The 17679-nt window shown below is 71.8% G+C and carries 17 protein-coding genes and 1 tRNA gene; 12 read left to right on the plus strand and 6 right to left on the minus strand.

What is annotated here, in order from left to right; translation table 11 throughout:
* Positions 1-174: 174 nt before the first annotated feature.
* From VGC13_RS29160 to VGC13_RS29170, 3 genes are read left to right on the plus strand one after another with little or no spacing between them, the layout of a single operon-like run.
* Entirely contained in the window at positions 175-618 is a 444-nt protein-coding gene (locus VGC13_RS29160) for a hypothetical protein (RefSeq protein WP_331128858.1), read from the plus strand.
* Positions 615-1886 (plus strand): 6-bladed beta-propeller, encoded by a 1272-nt coding sequence (locus VGC13_RS29165; protein ID WP_331128859.1) that lies wholly within the window; start codon positions 615-617, stop codon positions 1884-1886. The genes VGC13_RS29160 and VGC13_RS29165 overlap by 4 nt, the downstream gene beginning before the upstream one ends.
* Positions 1883-2422 carry a hypothetical protein gene (locus VGC13_RS29170; RefSeq protein WP_331128860.1) on the plus strand — a complete coding sequence of 180 codons (540 nt, stop codon included), beginning with the start codon at positions 1883-1885 and terminating at the stop codon, positions 2420-2422. Before VGC13_RS29165 ends, VGC13_RS29170 begins: the two co-directional genes overlap by 4 nt.
* 161 nt (positions 2423-2583) lie before the next feature.
* Here VGC13_RS29170 and VGC13_RS29175 read toward each other — a convergent pair whose 3' ends face one another.
* Positions 2584-2760 (minus strand): hypothetical protein, encoded by a 177-nt coding sequence (locus tag VGC13_RS29175; RefSeq protein WP_331128861.1) that lies wholly within the window; start codon positions 2758-2760, stop codon positions 2584-2586.
* 89 nt (positions 2761-2849) lie between these two features.
* Between VGC13_RS29175 and VGC13_RS29180 the strand changes: the two genes are divergently transcribed.
* The 7 genes from VGC13_RS29180 to VGC13_RS29210 all read left to right on the plus strand — a co-directional run bounded on the left by VGC13_RS29180 (position 2850) and on the right by VGC13_RS29210 (position 9253).
* Positions 2850-4058 (plus strand): 6-bladed beta-propeller, encoded by a 1209-nt coding sequence (locus tag VGC13_RS29180; protein WP_331128862.1) that lies wholly within the window; start codon positions 2850-2852, stop codon positions 4056-4058.
* Positions 4059-4408: 350 nt separating this feature from the next.
* Positions 4409-4489, plus strand: a tRNA-Leu gene (locus VGC13_RS29185).
* A gap of 40 nt (positions 4490-4529) precedes the next feature.
* Positions 4530-5849 carry a trigger factor gene (gene tig / locus VGC13_RS29190; RefSeq protein WP_331128863.1) on the plus strand — a complete coding sequence of 440 codons (1320 nt, stop codon included), beginning with the start codon at positions 4530-4532 and terminating at the stop codon, positions 5847-5849.
* A 46-nt stretch (positions 5850-5895) separates the two neighbouring features.
* Positions 5896-6540: an ATP-dependent Clp endopeptidase proteolytic subunit ClpP gene (clpP, locus tag VGC13_RS29195; protein WP_331128864.1), complete on the plus strand. Its 645-nt coding sequence runs from the start codon at positions 5896-5898 to the stop codon at positions 6538-6540.
* A gap of 51 nt (positions 6541-6591) precedes the next feature.
* On the plus strand, positions 6592-7833 hold the full coding sequence (clpX, locus tag VGC13_RS29200) for an ATP-dependent Clp protease ATP-binding subunit ClpX (protein WP_331128865.1): 1242 nt from the start codon (positions 6592-6594) through the stop codon (positions 7831-7833).
* Between the two features lie 239 nt (positions 7834-8072).
* Complete coding sequence (gene yihA, locus VGC13_RS29205) at positions 8073-8798, plus strand: ribosome biogenesis GTP-binding protein YihA/YsxC (protein WP_331128866.1); 726 nt, start codon at positions 8073-8075, stop codon at positions 8796-8798.
* Positions 8799-8866: 68 nt separating this feature from the next.
* Complete coding sequence (locus tag VGC13_RS29210) at positions 8867-9253, plus strand: hypothetical protein (protein ID WP_331128867.1); 387 nt, start codon at positions 8867-8869, stop codon at positions 9251-9253.
* Between the two features lie 318 nt (positions 9254-9571).
* On the opposite strand, the gene VGC13_RS29215 is transcribed toward VGC13_RS29210, so the two are convergent.
* Entirely contained in the window at positions 9572-10063 is a 492-nt protein-coding gene (locus VGC13_RS29215) for a DUF6174 domain-containing protein (protein WP_331128868.1), read from the minus strand.
* 828 nt (positions 10064-10891) lie between these two features.
* Positions 10892-11725, minus strand: a complete 834-nt coding sequence (locus VGC13_RS29220; RefSeq protein WP_331128869.1) for a helix-turn-helix domain-containing protein — start codon at positions 11723-11725, stop codon at positions 10892-10894.
* A 123-nt stretch (positions 11726-11848) separates the two neighbouring features.
* On the opposite strand from VGC13_RS29220, the gene VGC13_RS29225 reads away from it, so the two are divergent.
* Positions 11849-12001, plus strand: a complete 153-nt coding sequence (locus tag VGC13_RS29225; RefSeq protein ID WP_331128870.1) for a hypothetical protein — start codon at positions 11849-11851, stop codon at positions 11999-12001.
* A 20-nt stretch (positions 12002-12021) separates the two neighbouring features.
* Here the strand turns inward: VGC13_RS29225 and VGC13_RS29230 are convergent, their stop codons facing one another.
* Positions 12022-13311 (minus strand): tetratricopeptide repeat protein, encoded by a 1290-nt coding sequence (locus tag VGC13_RS29230; RefSeq protein ID WP_331128871.1) that lies wholly within the window; start codon positions 13309-13311, stop codon positions 12022-12024.
* Positions 13312-13734: 423 nt separating this feature from the next.
* A complete protein-coding gene (locus VGC13_RS29235; RefSeq protein ID WP_331128872.1) occupies positions 13735-14925 on the minus strand; it encodes a hypothetical protein in 1191 nt (396 codons plus the stop codon).
* Between the two features lie 256 nt (positions 14926-15181).
* Here VGC13_RS29235 and sugE point away from each other — a divergent pair, with 256 nt between their 5' ends.
* Entirely contained in the window at positions 15182-15499 is a 318-nt protein-coding gene (gene sugE / locus VGC13_RS29240) for a quaternary ammonium compound efflux SMR transporter SugE (protein ID WP_331128873.1), read from the plus strand.
* Positions 15500-15907: 408 nt separating this feature from the next.
* Here sugE and VGC13_RS29245 read toward each other — a convergent pair whose 3' ends face one another.
* The gene (locus tag VGC13_RS29245; protein ID WP_331128874.1) at positions 15908-17506 is read right to left on the minus strand and encodes a sigma-54 dependent transcriptional regulator; all 1599 of its coding nucleotides are present in this window, start codon (positions 17504-17506) and stop codon (positions 15908-15910) included.
* Positions 17507-17679: the final 173 nt, after the last annotated feature.

Consider the following 17679-nt stretch of genomic DNA (forward strand, 5'->3'; position numbering starts at 1 on the left):
TGCGCAGACGGCATCATGGACCCCGTCCTTTCTCCGCCCGTCCACCGCCCTGAATCCGCCGAGCTTCGCGGAACGGAATCCGGGATCTCCTGGCTCGCCCGCCTTTCCGCACGCGGATACCGGCTGCTTCTTCTCTGCCTCTGCACCTCCGCCGCGCTCCTGGCGTCGGAAGGGATGCAGCGGCTCGCGGCGCTGCGCGCGAACTACTACCTGGCGGTCGACCGCGGCGGCGCCGTCTCCCCGATCGCGCACGGCGCCCGGCTGCCGGCCCTGGGCGCGCTGGCCGCCACCGCTCCAGCCGGCGTACGCGCGGTGGTGCGCGCCGACTCCGCGGGCGAGGGCGCGGCCGCCCTGTGCGCGCTGGCGGCGGAGCTGAAGAACGCGCCGGGGGTGGTGTGGATCGCCGGCGGCGGCGGGGTGGACGCCTGCGTGCGCGCCTCGATCGGCCGCATCGTGCCGGCGACGGCCGCGGCCCGCACGGAGCTGGCGCGCGCGCGCTGGGTGCTGCTGGATGGCGGCGGGCTCGCGCTCCACAGCGGCCGCACGGTGCCCGCGGCGCGGGACGTCCGCGCGCTGGCGGCGCTGCTCGCGCCCACCGCCGCCGCGGTGCGCCCGTGAAGCGGCGGGCGGCGTGGATCGTGGCGGCGGCGCTGGGCGTGGTGGCCCTGTGCCTGGGCGTGGCGGAAGCGCGCGCCCGGGCGCAGGTGCGGCGCGAGCTCTCGTCTCCCCTCTTCGCCGCACCGGTGGACCTTGCCCCCGCCCGCGAGCGTGTGCTGCCCAGGAGCGATGCGCCCCGCCCGCTCCCCATGCGCCCCGTGCTGCGCATCGACGGCGGCGACGGCCTGGCGCCCCCCTTCGGCCGCCTGGCGGACGTGGCGCCCAGCCGGTCGGGGGACACGCTGTACGTGCTGGACGAGATGGAAGCGCGGGTTTCGGCGTTCGGCCGCGACGGGCGCTTCCTGTTCGCGTTCGGGCGCAAGGGTCGCGGGCCCGGCGAGTTCCTGCGCCCCACGCACCTGCTGGTGCTGCCGTGGAGCGGCGCGGTGGGGGTGTGGGATGCGGACGCGCAGCGGCTCACCCTGCACGCCCCGGACGGCGCCCGGCCGCGCGTGGCGAACCCCGCCGCGGGGCACCGGACCACCGCGTCGAAGACGGTGCGGCGGCTGGCGGCCTTCGACGGCGGCTTCGTGATGGAGGTGCACGCGGATCCTCTCCTCGTCGGCCCGGACGGCCAGGCCGGGGCGCTGGTGCGGCTGGACACCGCCCTGGCCGCCGCCGACACCCTGGTGCGCTTCGCCGTCGCCGGCGTCCGCGCCACGCACGTGGAGACGGCCGCGGGCTCCAGCGCGACCACCTGGCTCAATCCCCCCGTCTTTTCCCCCGCGCCCAGCTGGGACCTGCTCCGCGACGGCACCGTCGTCTTCGCGCCCGGCGGCCCGGCCGAGGCGTACCGCATCGGCGCGGGGGGCGCGGCGCGCGTGCGCTGGGCCCGCGCGCCCGGCCGCGTCACCCGGCAGGACCGGCTGCGCCGGCTGGCGGGGGAGATCGACACGGGGCTGATGCGCGTTCCGCCGGTGCCGCCCACGGTGCTGGAGGCGCTGCACCGGCGCTTCTTTGCCCACGTGCGCCCCGCGGTGACCGGCGTGCTGGCCACGCCCGGCGGCGAGGTGTGGGCGCGCCGCTTCGACACGGAGGCCAGCTGGGAGGGGCACGCCCGCACCTGGGACCGCGCCGGCTGGGACGGCTCCGCGCGCACCCCCGTGCGCGTGCCGCCGCGCTTCCGGCCGCTGCGCATCAGCGGATCGCACGTCTACGGGATCGCGTTCGACGACACCTACGTCGACCGGGTCGAGGTGTATCCCCTCTCCGAAGCGGGTGCCGAATGAAGAACCGCCTCTACGCCGCCTCGATGCTGCTGCTGTCCGTAGTGCTGGCGGCGAGCGCATGGAACGGGGCGGGCGCCGTCCGCCAGTGGGTCACCGCCCCCGCGACCGCGCAGGCCGCCGGCCGGCCCACGGAGCGCGACGCGCCGGTCCGCGCACGGCCCGGCGGCGCGCTGGCGGAGATCGCCGCGGCGGAGCGCGCCGTCGTCTTCGTCTTTTCGCCCGAGTGCGCCGTCAGCCGCGCCAACACGGCGAACTGGACCGAGATCGTGCGCCGGGCGCGCGGCGGCGGCGTGGCGCTGTTCGCCGTGGGCCCCACGTCGCCCGACTCGGCGGCGGCGTACTGGGGCGCGCTGGGCCACCACGTCCGCGTGCTGACGGCGACGCCGGAGCAGATCGACGCCACCCTGGGGGTCCGCGCCACGCCCGTGACGCTGACGGTCGAAAAGGGGCGCATCCGCGGCGAGACGCCGGGGCCGCTGCGGTCGGCGGCGCGCGCGGAGCTGACGGAGTTCGTGGTGGGACGGGACGTCCATTGAGTGATGTGCGGAGCCGGGGGACGGTTTCCTTTTCATAATCACCTCAGCGAAACGGCACCCATGACAAACACCTCCACTCGTGCGCGGCGGCTGCGGCTGGCCTGCGCGGCCTTGATCGCGGCCACGGCAGTGTATGCGGCTCCGCTCGCGGTCAAGAGCGCCTACGCCACCCCCGAGCCCGAAGGAAAGTGCTCCGTGACCTGCAGCCGCGGAACGTGCTCGGCCGAAGGCGCCTGCACCTGTACCTGCAGCACCTGGCTCGACATCGCCACCTGCACGTGCGGCGGCGGAAGCGGTTCGGGCGGAGGCGAGAGTCCCCCCAGCCAATCGTGACGCACGTTCACTGATCCGTGCCGCTCCCCCGGCCGCACGCCAGCTGATGCCCATCGCGTCCCGTGCCCATCCAACCGCTCCTGATCGAAGAACGATGAAGATCCATCGCCCCCTGGCCGCCGCCCTCGTCCTGATCGGCGCGGCGGCATGCGCGGACGCGGAGCCGTCCGTGGACGCGACGCGCGTGGACACGCTGGCCGGCGGCGTAGTCGCCGTCCGCAACCCGGAGCGCGGCGCGTGGACGCCCGAGAGCGCCTGGCGGGCGGTGGAAGAGCTGCGCATCGGCGCCGCGCGGTCCGCGGGACCGGACGAGTTCGCCTTTCCCGCCGCGCTGGAGGTGGACGCGCAGGGGCGGCTGTACGTGCTGGACGCGCAGGCCAGCCAGGTGCGCGTCTTTGGCGCGGACGGCCGGCACGTGCGCTCCTTTGGCGGGCAGGGCGCCGGCCCGGGCGAGTTCAAGCGGCCCATGGGGCTGGCGATGGACCCCGCCGGCGCGCTGTGGGTGATGGACCCCGGCAACGCCCGCTTCTCCGTGTTCGACACCACGGGGCTGCTGCGGACCACGGTGCGGCGCGAGAGCAGCCACGCCATGTACCCCTGGCCCGGCCGCTTCGACCGGCGGGGGCGGCTGTGGGACGTGGCGCCGGGCGCCGCCGGGATCGGCGGCCCGCCCGCGCTCCTGCGGCTGGACCCCGCCTCCGGGCGGGGGCAGCGGCTTCCCCTTCCCCCCTTCACCGCTGCCCAGTTCAGCACCTCCAGCGGGCGGGTCAGCATGGCGGCGCCGGTGCCGTTCGCGCCGGAGCTGGCGTGGACGCTGGATGCGGACGGGCGCGTGTGGTCCGGGGTGACGGACCGCTACCGCCTGCGCCTGCACGACCCCGCCGGCGACACGCTGCGGGTGGTGGAGCGCGCCGCCGCACCGGTCGCGGTGTCGGCGCAGGAGCGGGACTCGGTGCCGGCGCAGCTCAAGTGGTTCACCGACCAGGGCGGCCGCGTGGACCTGTCGCGCGTACCGAAGCAGAAGCCGGCGTTCCTTTCCATCCGCACGGACGACCGCGGCTGGCTCTGGGTGCGCCCCTCCCTCCCCGCCGCGGAGAAGAAGACGGCGTTCGACGTCTTCGATCCCGAGGGCCGCTACCAGGGCCGCCTTTCCCTTCCCCTGGCGCACGAGGACCGGATGCCGCTGGTGATCCGCGGCGAGCGCATCTACGCCGTGGTGCTGAACGACGAGGGCGTGCCGCAGGTCGTGCGCTTCCGCATCGAAGGCCGCTCCGCCGCCCCCGCGCGCGTCGCCGCCCGCTGAGAGAGGCCGGCGCCGGATTACGGCCGGCTCTCGCGGATGCCCAGGCGACGGAGCGCGGGCGCAGCCCACACGAACAGGTGAAGCCCCGTTCGGCGAGCGCAGCGAGCCGGGACGGGGCTTGTGGCATTTCCAGCCGCGGGCTTCAGCCCGCGGGCTGGCCGTGGCGGGCCCGTGGCGTGGCGGACGGGAATCCACCACGATTCCCCGGGAATCCGCCGATCGGCCCCCGGGGCTGGCGTGCGGCGCCGCCGAAGCGCAGTTTGGGACAGATGCGGGACTGGACCGGCGCAACGGGCGGCCGTTGGTTGACCCCCCTATGGGCGCCGTCTATATTTGCCCGTTCGTCTCGCGCGAAAGTGGCGGAATGGTAGACGCGCTGGTCTTAGGAACCAGTGGCTTCGGCCGTGGGGGTTCGAATCCCCCCTTTCGCACCTCGCCAGCAACAGATTCTTTCAGCAGATAGACAGCCGGATGGCCGAGCATAGCACTGCCCCCGTCAGCGAGCTTCGCGTCGAGGTCCTGGAGCCCACGTCCTGGAGCCGCCGCCTCTCGATCACCGTTCCCAGCGAGCGCGTGCGCCGCGTGCGCCAGAGCGTCAGCTCCAAGATCGCCGGCAACGTGCGCCTGCCCGGCTTTCGCAAGGGCAAGACGCCCGCGTCGCTGGTGGAGCGCCAGTTTGGCCAGGCCATCGAGCAGGAGACGGTGGACCGGGTCATCCAGGAGGCCTACCGCGAGGCGCTGGACTCGGGCGAGTTCCAGCCCATCACGCAGGGCCAGGTAGAGCACGTGCACTACCACGGCGACGGCGGCGACCTGCACTTCGAGGTGCAGTTCGAGGTGCAGCCCACGCTGGAGCTGGCCCGCACCGAGGGCTTCCAGGTGGTGCGCCCCGCCGACGCCGTGGGCGACGAGGACGTGGACTCGCTGCTGGAGCGGCTGCGCACCGAGCGCGCCACCCTGCACTCGCTCGAAGAGGGGCAGAAGCCCGACTACGGCGACCTGGTGCTGGTCGAGATCACCAACCTGGACGAGACGGCCGAGGGCGAGGCCGCCGAGGCCAGCGAGTACCGCTTCGAGCTGGGCGAGGGGCAGGCCATTCCCGACATCGAGGCCGCCATCATGAGCCTGGCCCCCGGCGAAGAGGGCGAGTTCACCGTCACCTTTCCCGAGGACTTCGCCGACGAGGCCCAGGCCGGCCAGCAGCAGCGCCTGCGCATTCGCGTGCAGGAGGCGCGGCGCAAGGACCTGCCCGAGCTCGACGACGAGTTCGCGAAGGGGCTGGGCGAGTTCGAGTCGATGGAGGCCCTGCGCACCCGCGTGCGCGGCGACCTGGCGTCGGACGCCACCAAGCGCGCCGATGCGGCCATGCGCGACGCGCTGGTGCAGCAGATCGTGGACGCCAACCCCTTCGACGTCCCGCAGTCGATGGTGGACCGCTACCTGGGCTACATGATGGGCGACGCGCCCGACCGCGACGGCAATCCCCGCAAGCGGAGCCCCGAGGAAGAGGAACGCTTCTCGCAACTGCGCACCATCATGCGCCCCCAGGCCGAGTCGGCCCTCAAGCGGATGATGGTGGTGGAGCACATCGCCGCGCGCGAGGGGCTGCGCCCCACCGCCGACGACGTGGACGCCCGGGTGGAGGCGCTGGCGGAGCAGCACGGCCGCACCCCCAGCGACCTGTGGGTGGAGCTGGAGCGCTCCGGGCAGATGCAGGCGCTGGAGGCCGAAATCCTGGAGGACAAGGTCTTCGAGCACCTGCGCGCGCGCAACACGGTCGAGCAGGCCTGACCGGCCGGGCCGCCCCTCTTAAAAGACGCCAGGAGACCAGCAGACGATGGCCATCTATCCGCCGTACGTGATCGAGCGCTCCAGCCGGGGTGAGCGCAGCTACGATATCTTCAGCCGGCTGCTCATGGACCGCATCGTGTTCCTGGGTAGCGCGGTGGACGACACGGTCGCCAACATCATCATCGCCCAGCTCCTGTTCCTTGACGCCGACAACCCGGACAAGGACATCTACCTGTACGTCAACTCGCCGGGCGGGGTGGTGACGGCGGGGCTGGCGATCTACGACACCATGCAGTTCATCCGCTCGCCGGTGCACACCATCTGCATCGGCAGCGCGGCCAGCATGGGCGCCATCCTGCTGGGCGCGGGCGAAAAGGGCAAGCGCAGCGCGCTTCCCAACGCCCGCATCATGCTGCACCAGCCGTCGGGCGGCAGCCAGGGGAGCGCGGCCGACATCGAGATCGCCGCCCGCGAGATCCTGGGGCTGCGCCACCGCCTCAACGAGATCCTGGCCCACCACACGGGGCAGTCGGTGGAGCAGGTGGAGGCCGACCTGGACCGCGACCGCTTCATGTCGGCGGAGGAGGCGAAGGAGTACGGCTTGATCGACGAGGTGATCTCGCACGGGGTGGGCGGCGCCAGCCTGGTGGCGGTGCGGCACGCCGAGGCCGAGACGGGGACGGGCTCCTGACCGGAGCCCCACCCTCACCCCTCTCCTCTTTTTCAACACGCAGGCCCAGCAATGCCCAGCGACAAGCACCTCCGCTGCTCGTTCTGCGGAAAGTCCAAGGACTCCGTCAAACGCTTCATCTCGGGGCCCTCGGTCTACATCTGCAACGAGTGCATCTCGCTCTGCAACGAGATCCTGGCCGAGGAGGAGATCAAGGAGGCCACCAGCGCCGCGACCCCGGTGCCCACGCCCACCGAGATCAAGGAGGTCCTGGACCAGTACGTGGTGGGGCAGGAGATGGCGAAGCGGTCGCTGGCCGTCTCGGTGTACAACCACTACAAGCGGGTCAACAACCACGGGGTGATGGACGAGGTGGAGCTGGACAAGTCCAACATCCTCCTCATCGGCAGCACGGGCGTGGGCAAGACGCTGCTGGCCCAGACGCTGGCCCGCGTGCTGCACGTGCCCTTCACCATCGTCGACGCCACCACGCTCACCGAGGCGGGGTACGTGGGCGAGGACGTGGAGAACATCCTGGTCCGCCTGCTGCAGGCCGCCGACTTCAACGTGGCGGAGTGCGAGCGCGGCATCATCTACATCGACGAGATCGACAAGGTCGCCCGCAAGAGCGAGAACCCGTCCATCACCCGCGACGTGTCGGGTGAAGGGGTTCAGCAGGCGCTGCTGAAGATCCTGGAGGGCACCACGGCCTCGGTGCCGCCGCAGGGGGGGCGCAAGCACCCGCAGCAGGAGTACATCCAGATCAACACCCGCCACATCCTCTTCATCTGCGGCGGGGCGTTCGACGGGCTCGAAAAGATCATCGAGGCACGCACGGGAAAGCGGCAGATCGGCTTTGGCGCCAAGGACGGCGGCCGCGAGCTGGTGAAGCACGCCGACCCGTTCGAGAGCGTGGAGCCCGAGGACCTGCTGCGTTTTGGCCTGATCCCGGAGCTGGTGGGCCGTCTGCCGGTGACGGTGACGCTGGAGAACCTGGACGAGAACGCGCTGGTGCGCATTCTCACCGAGCCCAAGAACGCGCTGGTCAAGCAGTACCAGAAGATCTTCCAGATGGACCGGGTGGGGATCACCTTCGACCCCGGCGCCATCCGCGCCATCGCGCGGCAGGCCATCGAGCGGGGCACGGGCGCGCGCGGGCTGCGCGCGGTGATCGAGTCGCTGATGCGCGACATCATGTTCGACATCCCCTCGCGCGAGGACGTGCGCGAGGTGGTGGTGACGCCCGAGTGCGTGACGGACGGCGTGCCGCCGCTGCTGGTGCTGGCGCCGGAAGCGCGGCGCAAGGAAGCGTGAACTGCAGGGAATAGGGAACAGGGAATAGGGAATAGCCTGCAACTGCACGGGCTGTGGCGCATCCCGCTTCCTTTTCGCCTCATCCCTGACCCCGCGGCCGGCGTCCCCGGCCGCGGGGTTCGTTTTTGCCTGAAGCCGCGAACCCGACGCATACACCGACGGTGAACACCAGGGTGTCCGCCCCAAGGTCTTTGCTTGCTATTCCCTATTCCCTGTTCCCTATTCCCTATCCCCCTGCCGTGAAGATCAAATCCGTCGAATTCGCCGGGGCCATCGGGCAGCCGGGGCAGGCGGCGCCCGAGTCCACGCGCGGAATGCCGCAGGTGGCGTTCTCGGGGCGCTCCAACGTGGGCAAGTCGTCGCTCATCAACCGGCTGCTGGGAAGAACGCGCACGGCCGTCGCGCGCGTGTCGGCCACGCCCGGAAAAACGCAGGAGATCAACTTCTACCACGTGCGCTCCGACCTGGGCGACTTCTTCCTGGTGGACCTGCCCGGCTACGGCTTTGCCAGGGCGCCGGAGCCGGCGCGCAGAAAGTGGGAGGCCGTCATCCACTCCTACCTCAGCACGTCCAAGGATCTCAGTGGAGTGGTGCAGCTCATCGACCTGCGCACGGGCCCCACGCCCGACGACCTGCGCTCGGTGGACTACCTGGGAGAGCTGGGGCTGCCGGTGCTGTTCGCGTTCACCAAGTCCGACAAGCTGGCGGCCATGAAGCGCAAGGAAGCCTTCACCGCCACCGTCCGCGCGCTGGAGATCGAGCCGGACCAGGCCATCGCCTTCTCGTCGCTCAAGGGCGACGGCCGCGAGGAGCTGCTGGACACGCTGGGTGCCCTGCTCTTTCCCGCGGCCGGGGCGGAGGAGGGCACGCCGGGGGAGGAGGAAGGGGCGGCGGACGACGGGAGTGACAACGTGGACGCTGCGTTGTCCTCGGACGAGGACGATACGGAGCCGGAACCGAGCTGAGCCTTGTGCAAACCCATGGCACGGCCGGTGCACTACACCCCCGCACACTCGAAATCCGAGGAGGGGTGATGATCAGGATGATGCGCACGGCGACCGCCGTGCTGACGGCATTGGTGATGGCGGCATGCGCCGGCAACGCGGGCGAGGCCGGCGGCCCCAGCGAGGGCGGCGGGGGCGAGTACCTGCGGGTGACCGTGGAGAACGACGGCACCATTCCTTCGCAGGTTCGCGTGTACCTGGTCCCGGGCTCGGGGCAGCACATGCTGATCGGAACGATGAGCACGCTGGGGACGGAGACGCTCACCACCACGCTTCCGAGCATCGGTGGCACGTACCAGCTGCGCGCGGAGGGCGGCACCGGCTACACGCGGACTTCGCCGCGGGTCACGCTGCGCGGCAACGAGACCATCGTCTGGGACATGCGGCAGAACCTGATCCGGCTGGGCAGCAGGTAACCGCGTTCCGCACGAAAGAAGCCCCGCCCGGAGGATTCTCCGGGCGGGGCTTTTCGCGTCTGTGACGGCGGGTCAGGGACCGCAGCTCACCACCAGGCAGCCGGGCAGGGTGAGCACCGCGGCAACCGCCACCAGGCGCATCAGGACTCGTACGGACATCGGCATCTCCAGGCGTGGCGCGGAAACGGGACCGGTCGCACGTCCTTCAGGCAAGCGGCGCGCCCGTAGGTGCATCAACCAATTCCTCCATCCGGACGAAAGAGCCGGGGGAAGGATGCTCCGCCGGCTCCGCTACGCCCGCGATCCGGTGGAGCCGCGTCAGGCGCCCGGGGTGGAGTCGAACTCGCTGACGAAGAGCAGCTTCTGATCGCTGCCGCCCACCTGGTAGTCGACGTTGATGATCTGCGGAAAGCCGAATTCCGGATCGTAGCCCACCTGCAGCACGTCGGCGTCGCGCTCGATGGCGTCCTCCACTACGTCGAACAGCTCCTCCACGGTGTCGTAGGCGCCAAAGGTAGCGGCGGGCGCGGGGGTGCGTTTGGCGGGATCCTCGTTCCAGTACTGCAGAGACGCCGCGGCGCCGTTCTGCACCGTCACCAGCACGGGCTTCAGCTCCGACGCGGGCGCGCAGAAGCACTCCAGCTCCAGGATGTAGCTGTAGGACGCGACGTTCTTGCCGTCCCACTGCGTGCGCGCCTGCGACAGCTTGTCCCGCTGGAAGTTGTCGATGTCGCCGCCCACCACGTCGCAGCCGGCCAGTGCGGCCAGCAGCAGTGCGGGGGCGGCGATCCGCCGGTTCCGAAACGTCATCTGGAGCTCTCCACTCAAAAAGGTCGCGGGGTGCGTACACCCCGGCAGGTCGTCGGTCAGGCGGCGCCAGGCGCGCGGACAGCATCCCGCCGCAGAAGCGGGGCCAGCGGCCCGCGCGTCCTGGGGTGCAACGCGCCAGACCGGCGGGTTGTGACGAAGGACGGAGGCGCCGCTCGGCTCAGCACGGGCGGGGCGAAGGCGAGCGACGGTGGTGACCCGCCCAGCACGCGCGGGGTGAAAAGGCGACCAGTGGTGTGCCCCGCCTCAGCATGGGGCGGGAAAGCAGGAGTCGTGTCCCCGACTCAGCACGGGCGGCGTGGAAAAGCGAGCAGCGGTGTGCCCCGTCCAGCATGGGCGGCGTGAAAAGCGAGCAGTGGTGTGCCCCGTCCAGCACGGGCGGCGTGAAAGCGAGCAGTGGTGTGCCCCGTCCAGCACGGGCGGCTAAAGCCGCAGGCTGGAACGGCGATAAGCCCCGTCTCGGCTCGCTGACGCTCGCCGAACGGGGCTTCAACCGCTCGCGTGGGCCGGGGCCGCAGTCGAACGGAGAGCCCGTCGTCATGCAGGCGAGATCCTTCGGTCGCGCGCAGGCTTCTCGGTACGGCGGAGTCGGTGCGGGCGCTCCCTCAGGAAGTCACGATTTCGCGCGAATCGGGAATCCAGCTCGGACCCGAGCCCATCCACCCATCCACCCATCCACCCATCCACCCATCCACCCCGCCACCCCCGTTCACCCGTTCACCCGTTCACCCGTTCACCCGTTCACCCGTTCACCCGTTCACCCGTTCACCCGTTCACCCGTTCACCCGTTCACCCGTTCACCCGTTCACCTCAATGCAGCCACGTCCGCTCAGGCCGCCCGCGGGCGTGGGCGGCGTCGCGAAGGGTGAAGAGCTCGCGGGCAAAGGCACCGGAGGCGGTCTGAAAGGCCTGCCCGCGCAGCTCCGTGGGGGACGCAGCCAGAAAGGTGCGCAGGGTGTTGCGGAGCGCGGTGTCGCTGGAGTAGCCGCAGGCGGCCGCCACGGCGGCCAGCGTGCGGCCGGGGTCGTCCAGCATGTCCGCCGCCAGCAGCACGCGCAGCCACGCCAGCAGGCGCCGCGGCTGCGGCAGGTCCGCGCGGATGCACCAGCGCAGCACGGTGCGCTCGGTAACGCCCAGCGCCGCGGCCAGGTCGGTGCTGCCCCCGCCGGTCGCGGCCGTGTCGGCGGCGACGGCCAGCAGGGAGCGGGTGCGGGTGGGAGTGGAGCGCGGCAGGGCGCGCTCCAGCAGCCGCGCCGCCAGGCGCCCCTGCACCTTCCGCAGCCGCTGGCGCAGCGCCACCGGCGTGTCTTCGCGCCCCACGTCGATCACGTCCGCCACCCCCCAGCGGGCCAGCGTGTCCACGTGCCGCGCCGTCTGCGCCGTCACCGTGAACGCGGCGACGACGGTGGCGGACGGCATCCCGGCCAGCAGCGCCTCCAGGCGCGGCGAGGGGGGGCCGCCCTCCGCGTCGAACGGATCGACGATGGCGATGGCGGTGGGGGGCACACGGTCCATCGCGCGCTCCAGCGCCTCCCAGTCGGCCATGGGCCACACGCGCGCCGGGTCGTCGCAGGCCTCGCGCAGGGCCTGCGACAACCCCGGCGCGGTGTGCATCACCAGGAGCGGACGGGTGGGTGCGAGCATGACGTGTCGGCTTGCATGTGGGCCGTCAAAACAGTTTAATTGACTGCATGCACCAACCCTGTGCACTTTGTTGCCCGCCGAGACGCATCGGCGTTTTACTCATCCACCTCTCCAGAGGCCCTCATGAAGACGCTCCGCATTACCGCCGCCCTGCTCCTTGCCCTGACCGCCGCCGCCTGCACCGGCTCACCGACCGCGCCCACCGTGGAGGCGTCCGACACGGTCGCGCAGGCGAACGGAACGGGCTTCTTTGGCGGAGGAACGAGGGCTCCCTGACCTCCGGCCAAAATCGGGAGCTAGGCCACTGTCGCGCGTACCGCGTCCAGGAACGCGGCGGCATCCTGCTCGGTCTGTGGATCTACGGGCACGGGCGGCGCGGCCTGAAGCCGTGCCTGGCCCGCCGCGCGTGCGGCGTTCACGGAGTGGAGCAGCGACTCCACCTCCATGCGGATCTGGCCCAGGCGCAGCGTGCCGGCAAGCGCGAGGGCCTGCTGCGCCGCCGGGACCGCGCGCTCGTACTCGCCGGCAGAGGCGGCGGCACGGGCCAGGTTCAGCCAGACCTGCGACGCTCGCTCAGGGGTTGCTACGTTCTGGTGCAGCAGCTGTACAGCCTCGGCGTAGCTGCTCTCGTAGGCGGCAAGGGACCCTGCGGCCGCCGCGGCACGAGCAAGCGTACCCAGGGTCAGCAGCCGGTCCTCGGGCTGGGAGAACCGGGGCAGCACCATCTGGAACGCGTCTTTTGCGGGGGCAAAACGGCCCTGCAGGATCCACACGCACCCCACGTCGTGCACGAGCATGGGGAGGCGCGGGTGCTCCGGGCCGTATTCCTGGAACGCGGCGAGCGCGTACTGCTGCGCGCGGCCAAAGTCCAGCATTTCGGAGCAGATGGCGAACAGATTGTGCAGCGCCACACCCTGCAGGGCACGCACGCGGCGGCGCACGGTGGTGCGGTAGCCGCGCAGGGTCACGGCGCGGGCGGCGGGCAGGTTGCCCAGTTGCTGGTACAGGGTGCCCAGGCTCAGGTAGGCCAGGGCGTACGTGTGCCAGTCCGTGCCGCGGGCCAGGCGAATGGCGCAGCGCAGCCAGCTTTCGGCGCGGGCGTACTCGCCGCGGTCGCGGGCCAGGCGGCCCACGGAGTAGGCCAGCTGCGGATGGTCGGGCACCAGCCTGGCCGCCGCCTGCACAAAGGCGAGCTGCACGGCCGTAAAGCCGCGCCGCTCGCCCCAGCGCGCGATGGCGCGGCAGGCGTGCACCAGGCGCCGGTAATCCACATCCACCGGCTGGGCCAGTAGCCGCTCCACCACCAGCAGCGGTCCCCACAGCTCCGTCTCGGCGCCGGCGCCGGCCACCTCGGCGGCGCGCTGGCCGGCGGCCGCGGGGGGGAAGAGGGCGGCGCGCTCGTCGGGCGCGGCGGCGGTCCAGGCGGACACGTCGCGCAGGGACTTCCACAGCACGGCCCCCAGCGCGCCGGGGTGCTCCCGCAGCAGCGCCGCGCCTTCGAACGGCTCACTCTCGGAAAGCAGTGGGGGTGCGGCCAGGTACGACGGGCGCGAACGCCGGGCGGGTCTTCCGGCCGGATGCGGCATCCGGGGGCTCCGAAGTGGGGGGAGATCGATCATGTCGGCGCAGGACCCGGGGGTCCCGCTTGTTTTGACGCCTAATATTGGACCGACCGGCATCCAGTGCAACGACTCCGTCGCGCGGAGCGCATGCGGGCTCCTGCGCCGGGCGCATCAACTGAACAGCAAAGCGCACCAGCAGGCAAGGGTTACGTGACGAACGGCACGCAATCGGCGCCACGGTGGCCGCGAGAGATCGGAGCGGCCGGGCGCGCGGCGGCGGTGCGCGCGGCGTCCTCCCATCCGTGCAACATCCCCGCCCGGCTCCACAGGGGGGACGATGGCAGCGCTTCGAGCCTTCCTGCGTCCCTCCGATGCCCTCTTTTCCGCCCACAAGTCGCGCGGGGGGCCATCCAACGATTGAACCCCACGAACCCGGCGGAGTTTCCGCTACGCGTCGCCCGTGGGCTCCCCCGGCACGCGGCCGGCCACCAGCCGCACGGGAATGCCGCCGTTGCTGGTGCGCAGCGCCTCGTCCAGCGGAATGCCCACCTGCCCTTCCAGCCCGCGGTCGGGCGAAAGCAGCGCGAGCGTCCAGCCCGGGCAGCGCGCCCGCAGCGTGCGGCCGAGGGCGGCGTACAGGTTGCGCAGCGGGTCGCGCTCCCCCACGCGAACGCCGTACGGGGGATTGATGACGACGGAGCCGGGCCCCGGCGGCGGGTCGATGGCGGAGACGGCGCGGACGCTGAGATCCACGTCTTCCGACACCCCCGCGCGGGCGGCGTTGGCCGTAGCGGCTTCGATGGCGCCCTCGTCGCGGTCGGAGCCCAGGATACGGATGCCGGCGGCGGGCCGGATCTCGCCGCGCGCCCGAGCGACGATCGCGGACCAGCGCGCGGCGTCGAACTCCGGCCAGGCGGCAAAGGCGTAGCGGCGCGGCTCGCGCTCCGGGTTCGCCAGCCCGGGCGCGATGTGCCGCGCGATCAGCGCCGCCTCGATGGGGATGGTCCCCGATCCGCACATGGGGTCCAGCAGCGGCGACTCGCCCTTCCATCCGCTCCCCAGCAGCATGGCCGCGGCCAGCGTCTCGCGCAGGGGTGCGCGGGCCAGCGCCTGCCGGTAGCCGCGCAGGTGCAGCAGCGCGCCCGACGCGTCCGCGCGGATGGTGCACGCGTCGCGCACGAAGCGGACGATGAACAGCTGTGCATCCCCCGCGTCTTCCCCGCCCTCCTCGTCGTCGACCACGCCGCTGCCGGCCAGCGGGCCCACGCGGTGCTCGATGGCCTCCAGCACGCGCTGGGCGATGGCGCCCTCGTGGTACAGCTTGCTCTTCTTCGAGGTGACCCGCAGCCGCACGGCGCCGCCGCGCGGAATCCACCGCTCCCACGGCACCTTGCGCGCGTGCCGCTCCAGCTCGAAGAAGGTGCGGGCGCGGAACCCGGCGGCGAGCACGGTGACGCGGCTGGCGGTGCGCAGGTGCAGGTTGGCCGCGTACAGGTCGTCCAGCCCGCCCGTCCACGCCACGCCGCCGGGCTCCACGACGGCGTCGATCCCCAGCGCGCGCAGCTCGGCCTGCGCCAGCGGCTCCAGCCCCGGCGCGGTGATGGCGAACAGCGAGTGGCGGTCTTCCGGGCCGGGCATGCGGGTCGGGATCGGGGGAAACGGAACGGAATGATGCGCATCATCCACGCGCGAAGGTATCGCGGGGGCGGGCGGGCGACAACGTCGGGGGATAGGGGACAGGGTACAGGGGACAGGGTACAGTGGGCGCTTGTCCGGAGGCGAGTTGCGGGGAACCGGCGGAGGGTGTAGAGTTTATCCACAGGAACGCGCGCGGGGACGGCCCCGCGTGCTGAACCAAGAACTGGGGACGACCCCACACTTCCCGGAGGCAGGGATGGCGTGGGTCGTCCTTTTTGTTGCGGGATTGTTCGAGATCGGCTGGGCGGTGGCGCTCAAGTACACGGAAGGGTTCACGCGCCTGTGGCCCACCGTGGGCGCGGCGGTGTCGATGGTGCTGAGCCTGGGGCTGCTGGGCGTGGCGCTGCGGACGCTGCCGCTGGGCACCGCCTACGCGATCTGGACCGGCGTGGGAACCATCGGCACGGTGCTGCTGGGGATCGCGCTGTTCGGTGAGTCGGCGAGCGCGCTGCGGCTTGCGTGCGTGGGGTTGATCCTGGCCGGCATCGTGGGGCTGAAGCTGGTGACGAACTGAGGGGACAGGGAATAGGGAACAGGGAATAGGGAATAGCGGGACTGATGAAGGGGCTTGTATCGGCGCCTCATGATCGACAGCCCTCCTCGGCTTTGCTGGGGAGGGCTGTTGTGCTTCCGCTGAGGATTGGCGCGGGGGGCCGGGCAGGCTCTGTCGGGGCGCGTCGGGGCGGCGGCGGTGGCGCGGGCTGCCGCGTCCGGCCTCGAGCAGGCGGAGAGTAGATCCCTCGGCCCTGCGACCGGCGGTGCGAGAAGAAGGCCCGGTGCGGCCGGGCCTCGGGATGACAGGCTTTGGTGTCGGGCGCGGGGTCGTGGCAACGGACAAGCTAGCGACGATCAGCGTCAGCCGCCGCCCACGTTCCTGTCCCGCTATTCCCTATTCCCTGTTCCCTATTCCCTCGCCTCCTCCCTACGCGTCCAGATGGTACTCCTTGAGCTTCCGGTACAAAGTCCGCTCGCCGATGCCCAGCATCTCGGCGGCGCGGCGGCGGTTGCCGCGGGAGTGCAGCAGCGCGGCACTGATGGCCTCGCGCTCCATGTCGGCCATGGTCATCCCGGGACGAAAGACGATGGTGCCTTCCTCGCGCTCCTGAACAGGCTCGGGCGGGGGGGCGTACGGGACGGGGCTGATGGCCAGCGGCTGCGAGAACGGCACGTATCCGCCCATCCCCGTGGGAATGGCAAGCTCGTCGCGGTGGCGGCTGCGGTAGACGTCGAACTCGCGGCGCAGGTCGTCCATGTCCATGCGCAGGTCGAACAGCGTGCGCAGGATGAACTCCAGCTGCGCCGGGGGCTGCGCGGGGTGCGCCGCATCGCCGCTGGCCTGCTCGCCGGGCCTGCCGTGGCCAATGGTGACGGGCACGGGGAGCAGCGCCTCGCGTCGGCCGCCGAAGCGCACCTCGGCGGGAATGTCCTCGGGGCGGATGACGCGGCCGGGGGCGAGCACCACCATGCTCTCCACCAGGTTGCGCAGCTCGCGCACGTTGCCGGGCCAGTCGTACTCCACCAGGATGCGCATGGCCTCGGGCTCGATGCCCAGGAAGGCGCGGTCGTGCTCGGCGCTGAACTGGCGGATGAAGCCGTCGATGAGGCGCGGGATGTCCTCGCGGCGGGCGCGCAGCGGGGGGAGGTCGATGCGCAGGATGTTGAGCCGGTGGTACAGGTCGCGCCGGAACGCGCCGTTCAGCACCTGCTCGCGAAGGTCGCGGTTGGTGGCCGCGATCACCCGCACGTCCACGCGGATGGACTCCTCGCCGCCGACGCGCCGGAACTCGCGCTCCTCGAGCACGCGCAGCAGCTTGGTCTGCGTCCCCGGCGGCATCTCGCCCAGCTCGTCCAAAAAGATGCTGCCGCCGTTGGCCAGCTCGAAAAAGCCCTTGCGCCGGTCCGAGGCGCCGGTGAACGCACCCTTCTCGTGGCCAAAGAGCTCGCTTTCCAGCAGCGTCTCCGGCAGCGCGGCCACGTTGACGGCGATGAACGGCCGGTGGCGGCGGGGCGACAGGGCGTGAATGCCGCGCGCCACCAGCTCCTTGCCGGTGCCGCTTTCGCCCAGGATGAGGACGGTGGAGTTGACGGGGGCGATCTGGACGACGCGCTCCAGCACCTCCTCCATGGCCTCGGTCTCGCCGACGATGCCGGTGATCTCGCGCAGCTCCTCGCGCTGCACCAGGCGGCGGCCCACCAGCGCCACCTCTTCGGCGTCGATGGGCTTGGCGAAGCACTCGCTGAGGCCCAGCTCGCGGCAGATCTCGCGGCTGGCGGGCTCGGTGGGCTCGGTAAGGCCAATGACGGGAAGCCGCCCCCGCTCGCGCGCGGCGGCGATCAGGGCGCGCGCGCGCCGCTCGCGCAGGCCGCCGGTGATCACCACCAGCAGCGGCTCGGCGAGTGCGTCGGCCAGCCCCTCGCCGGGGGCCAGCAGCTCGACCTTGATGCCGTTCGCCTCGAACGCGCCGCGCAGCCGCATGGCGGGCTCCAGGTCGTCCGAGGTGATCAGTACCGCTTCCGCCAACGTGGTGTCTCTCTGGTGGGTTGATGCAGGGGAACCCGCCGCGGGGCAACGCATCGAACTGCGTCGGCGGGCGCCCCCTCCGCTCGCTTAGGCTCGCACCTCCCCCAAAACTGCTGGGGGAGGTTGGTATGCCGATGCGCCCTGCCTCGGCGAAGGGCATCACGCTGCGTCCG

The organism is Longimicrobium sp., from assembly GCF_036399255.1.
GTDB lineage: Bacteria > Gemmatimonadota > Gemmatimonadetes > Longimicrobiales > Longimicrobiaceae > Longimicrobium.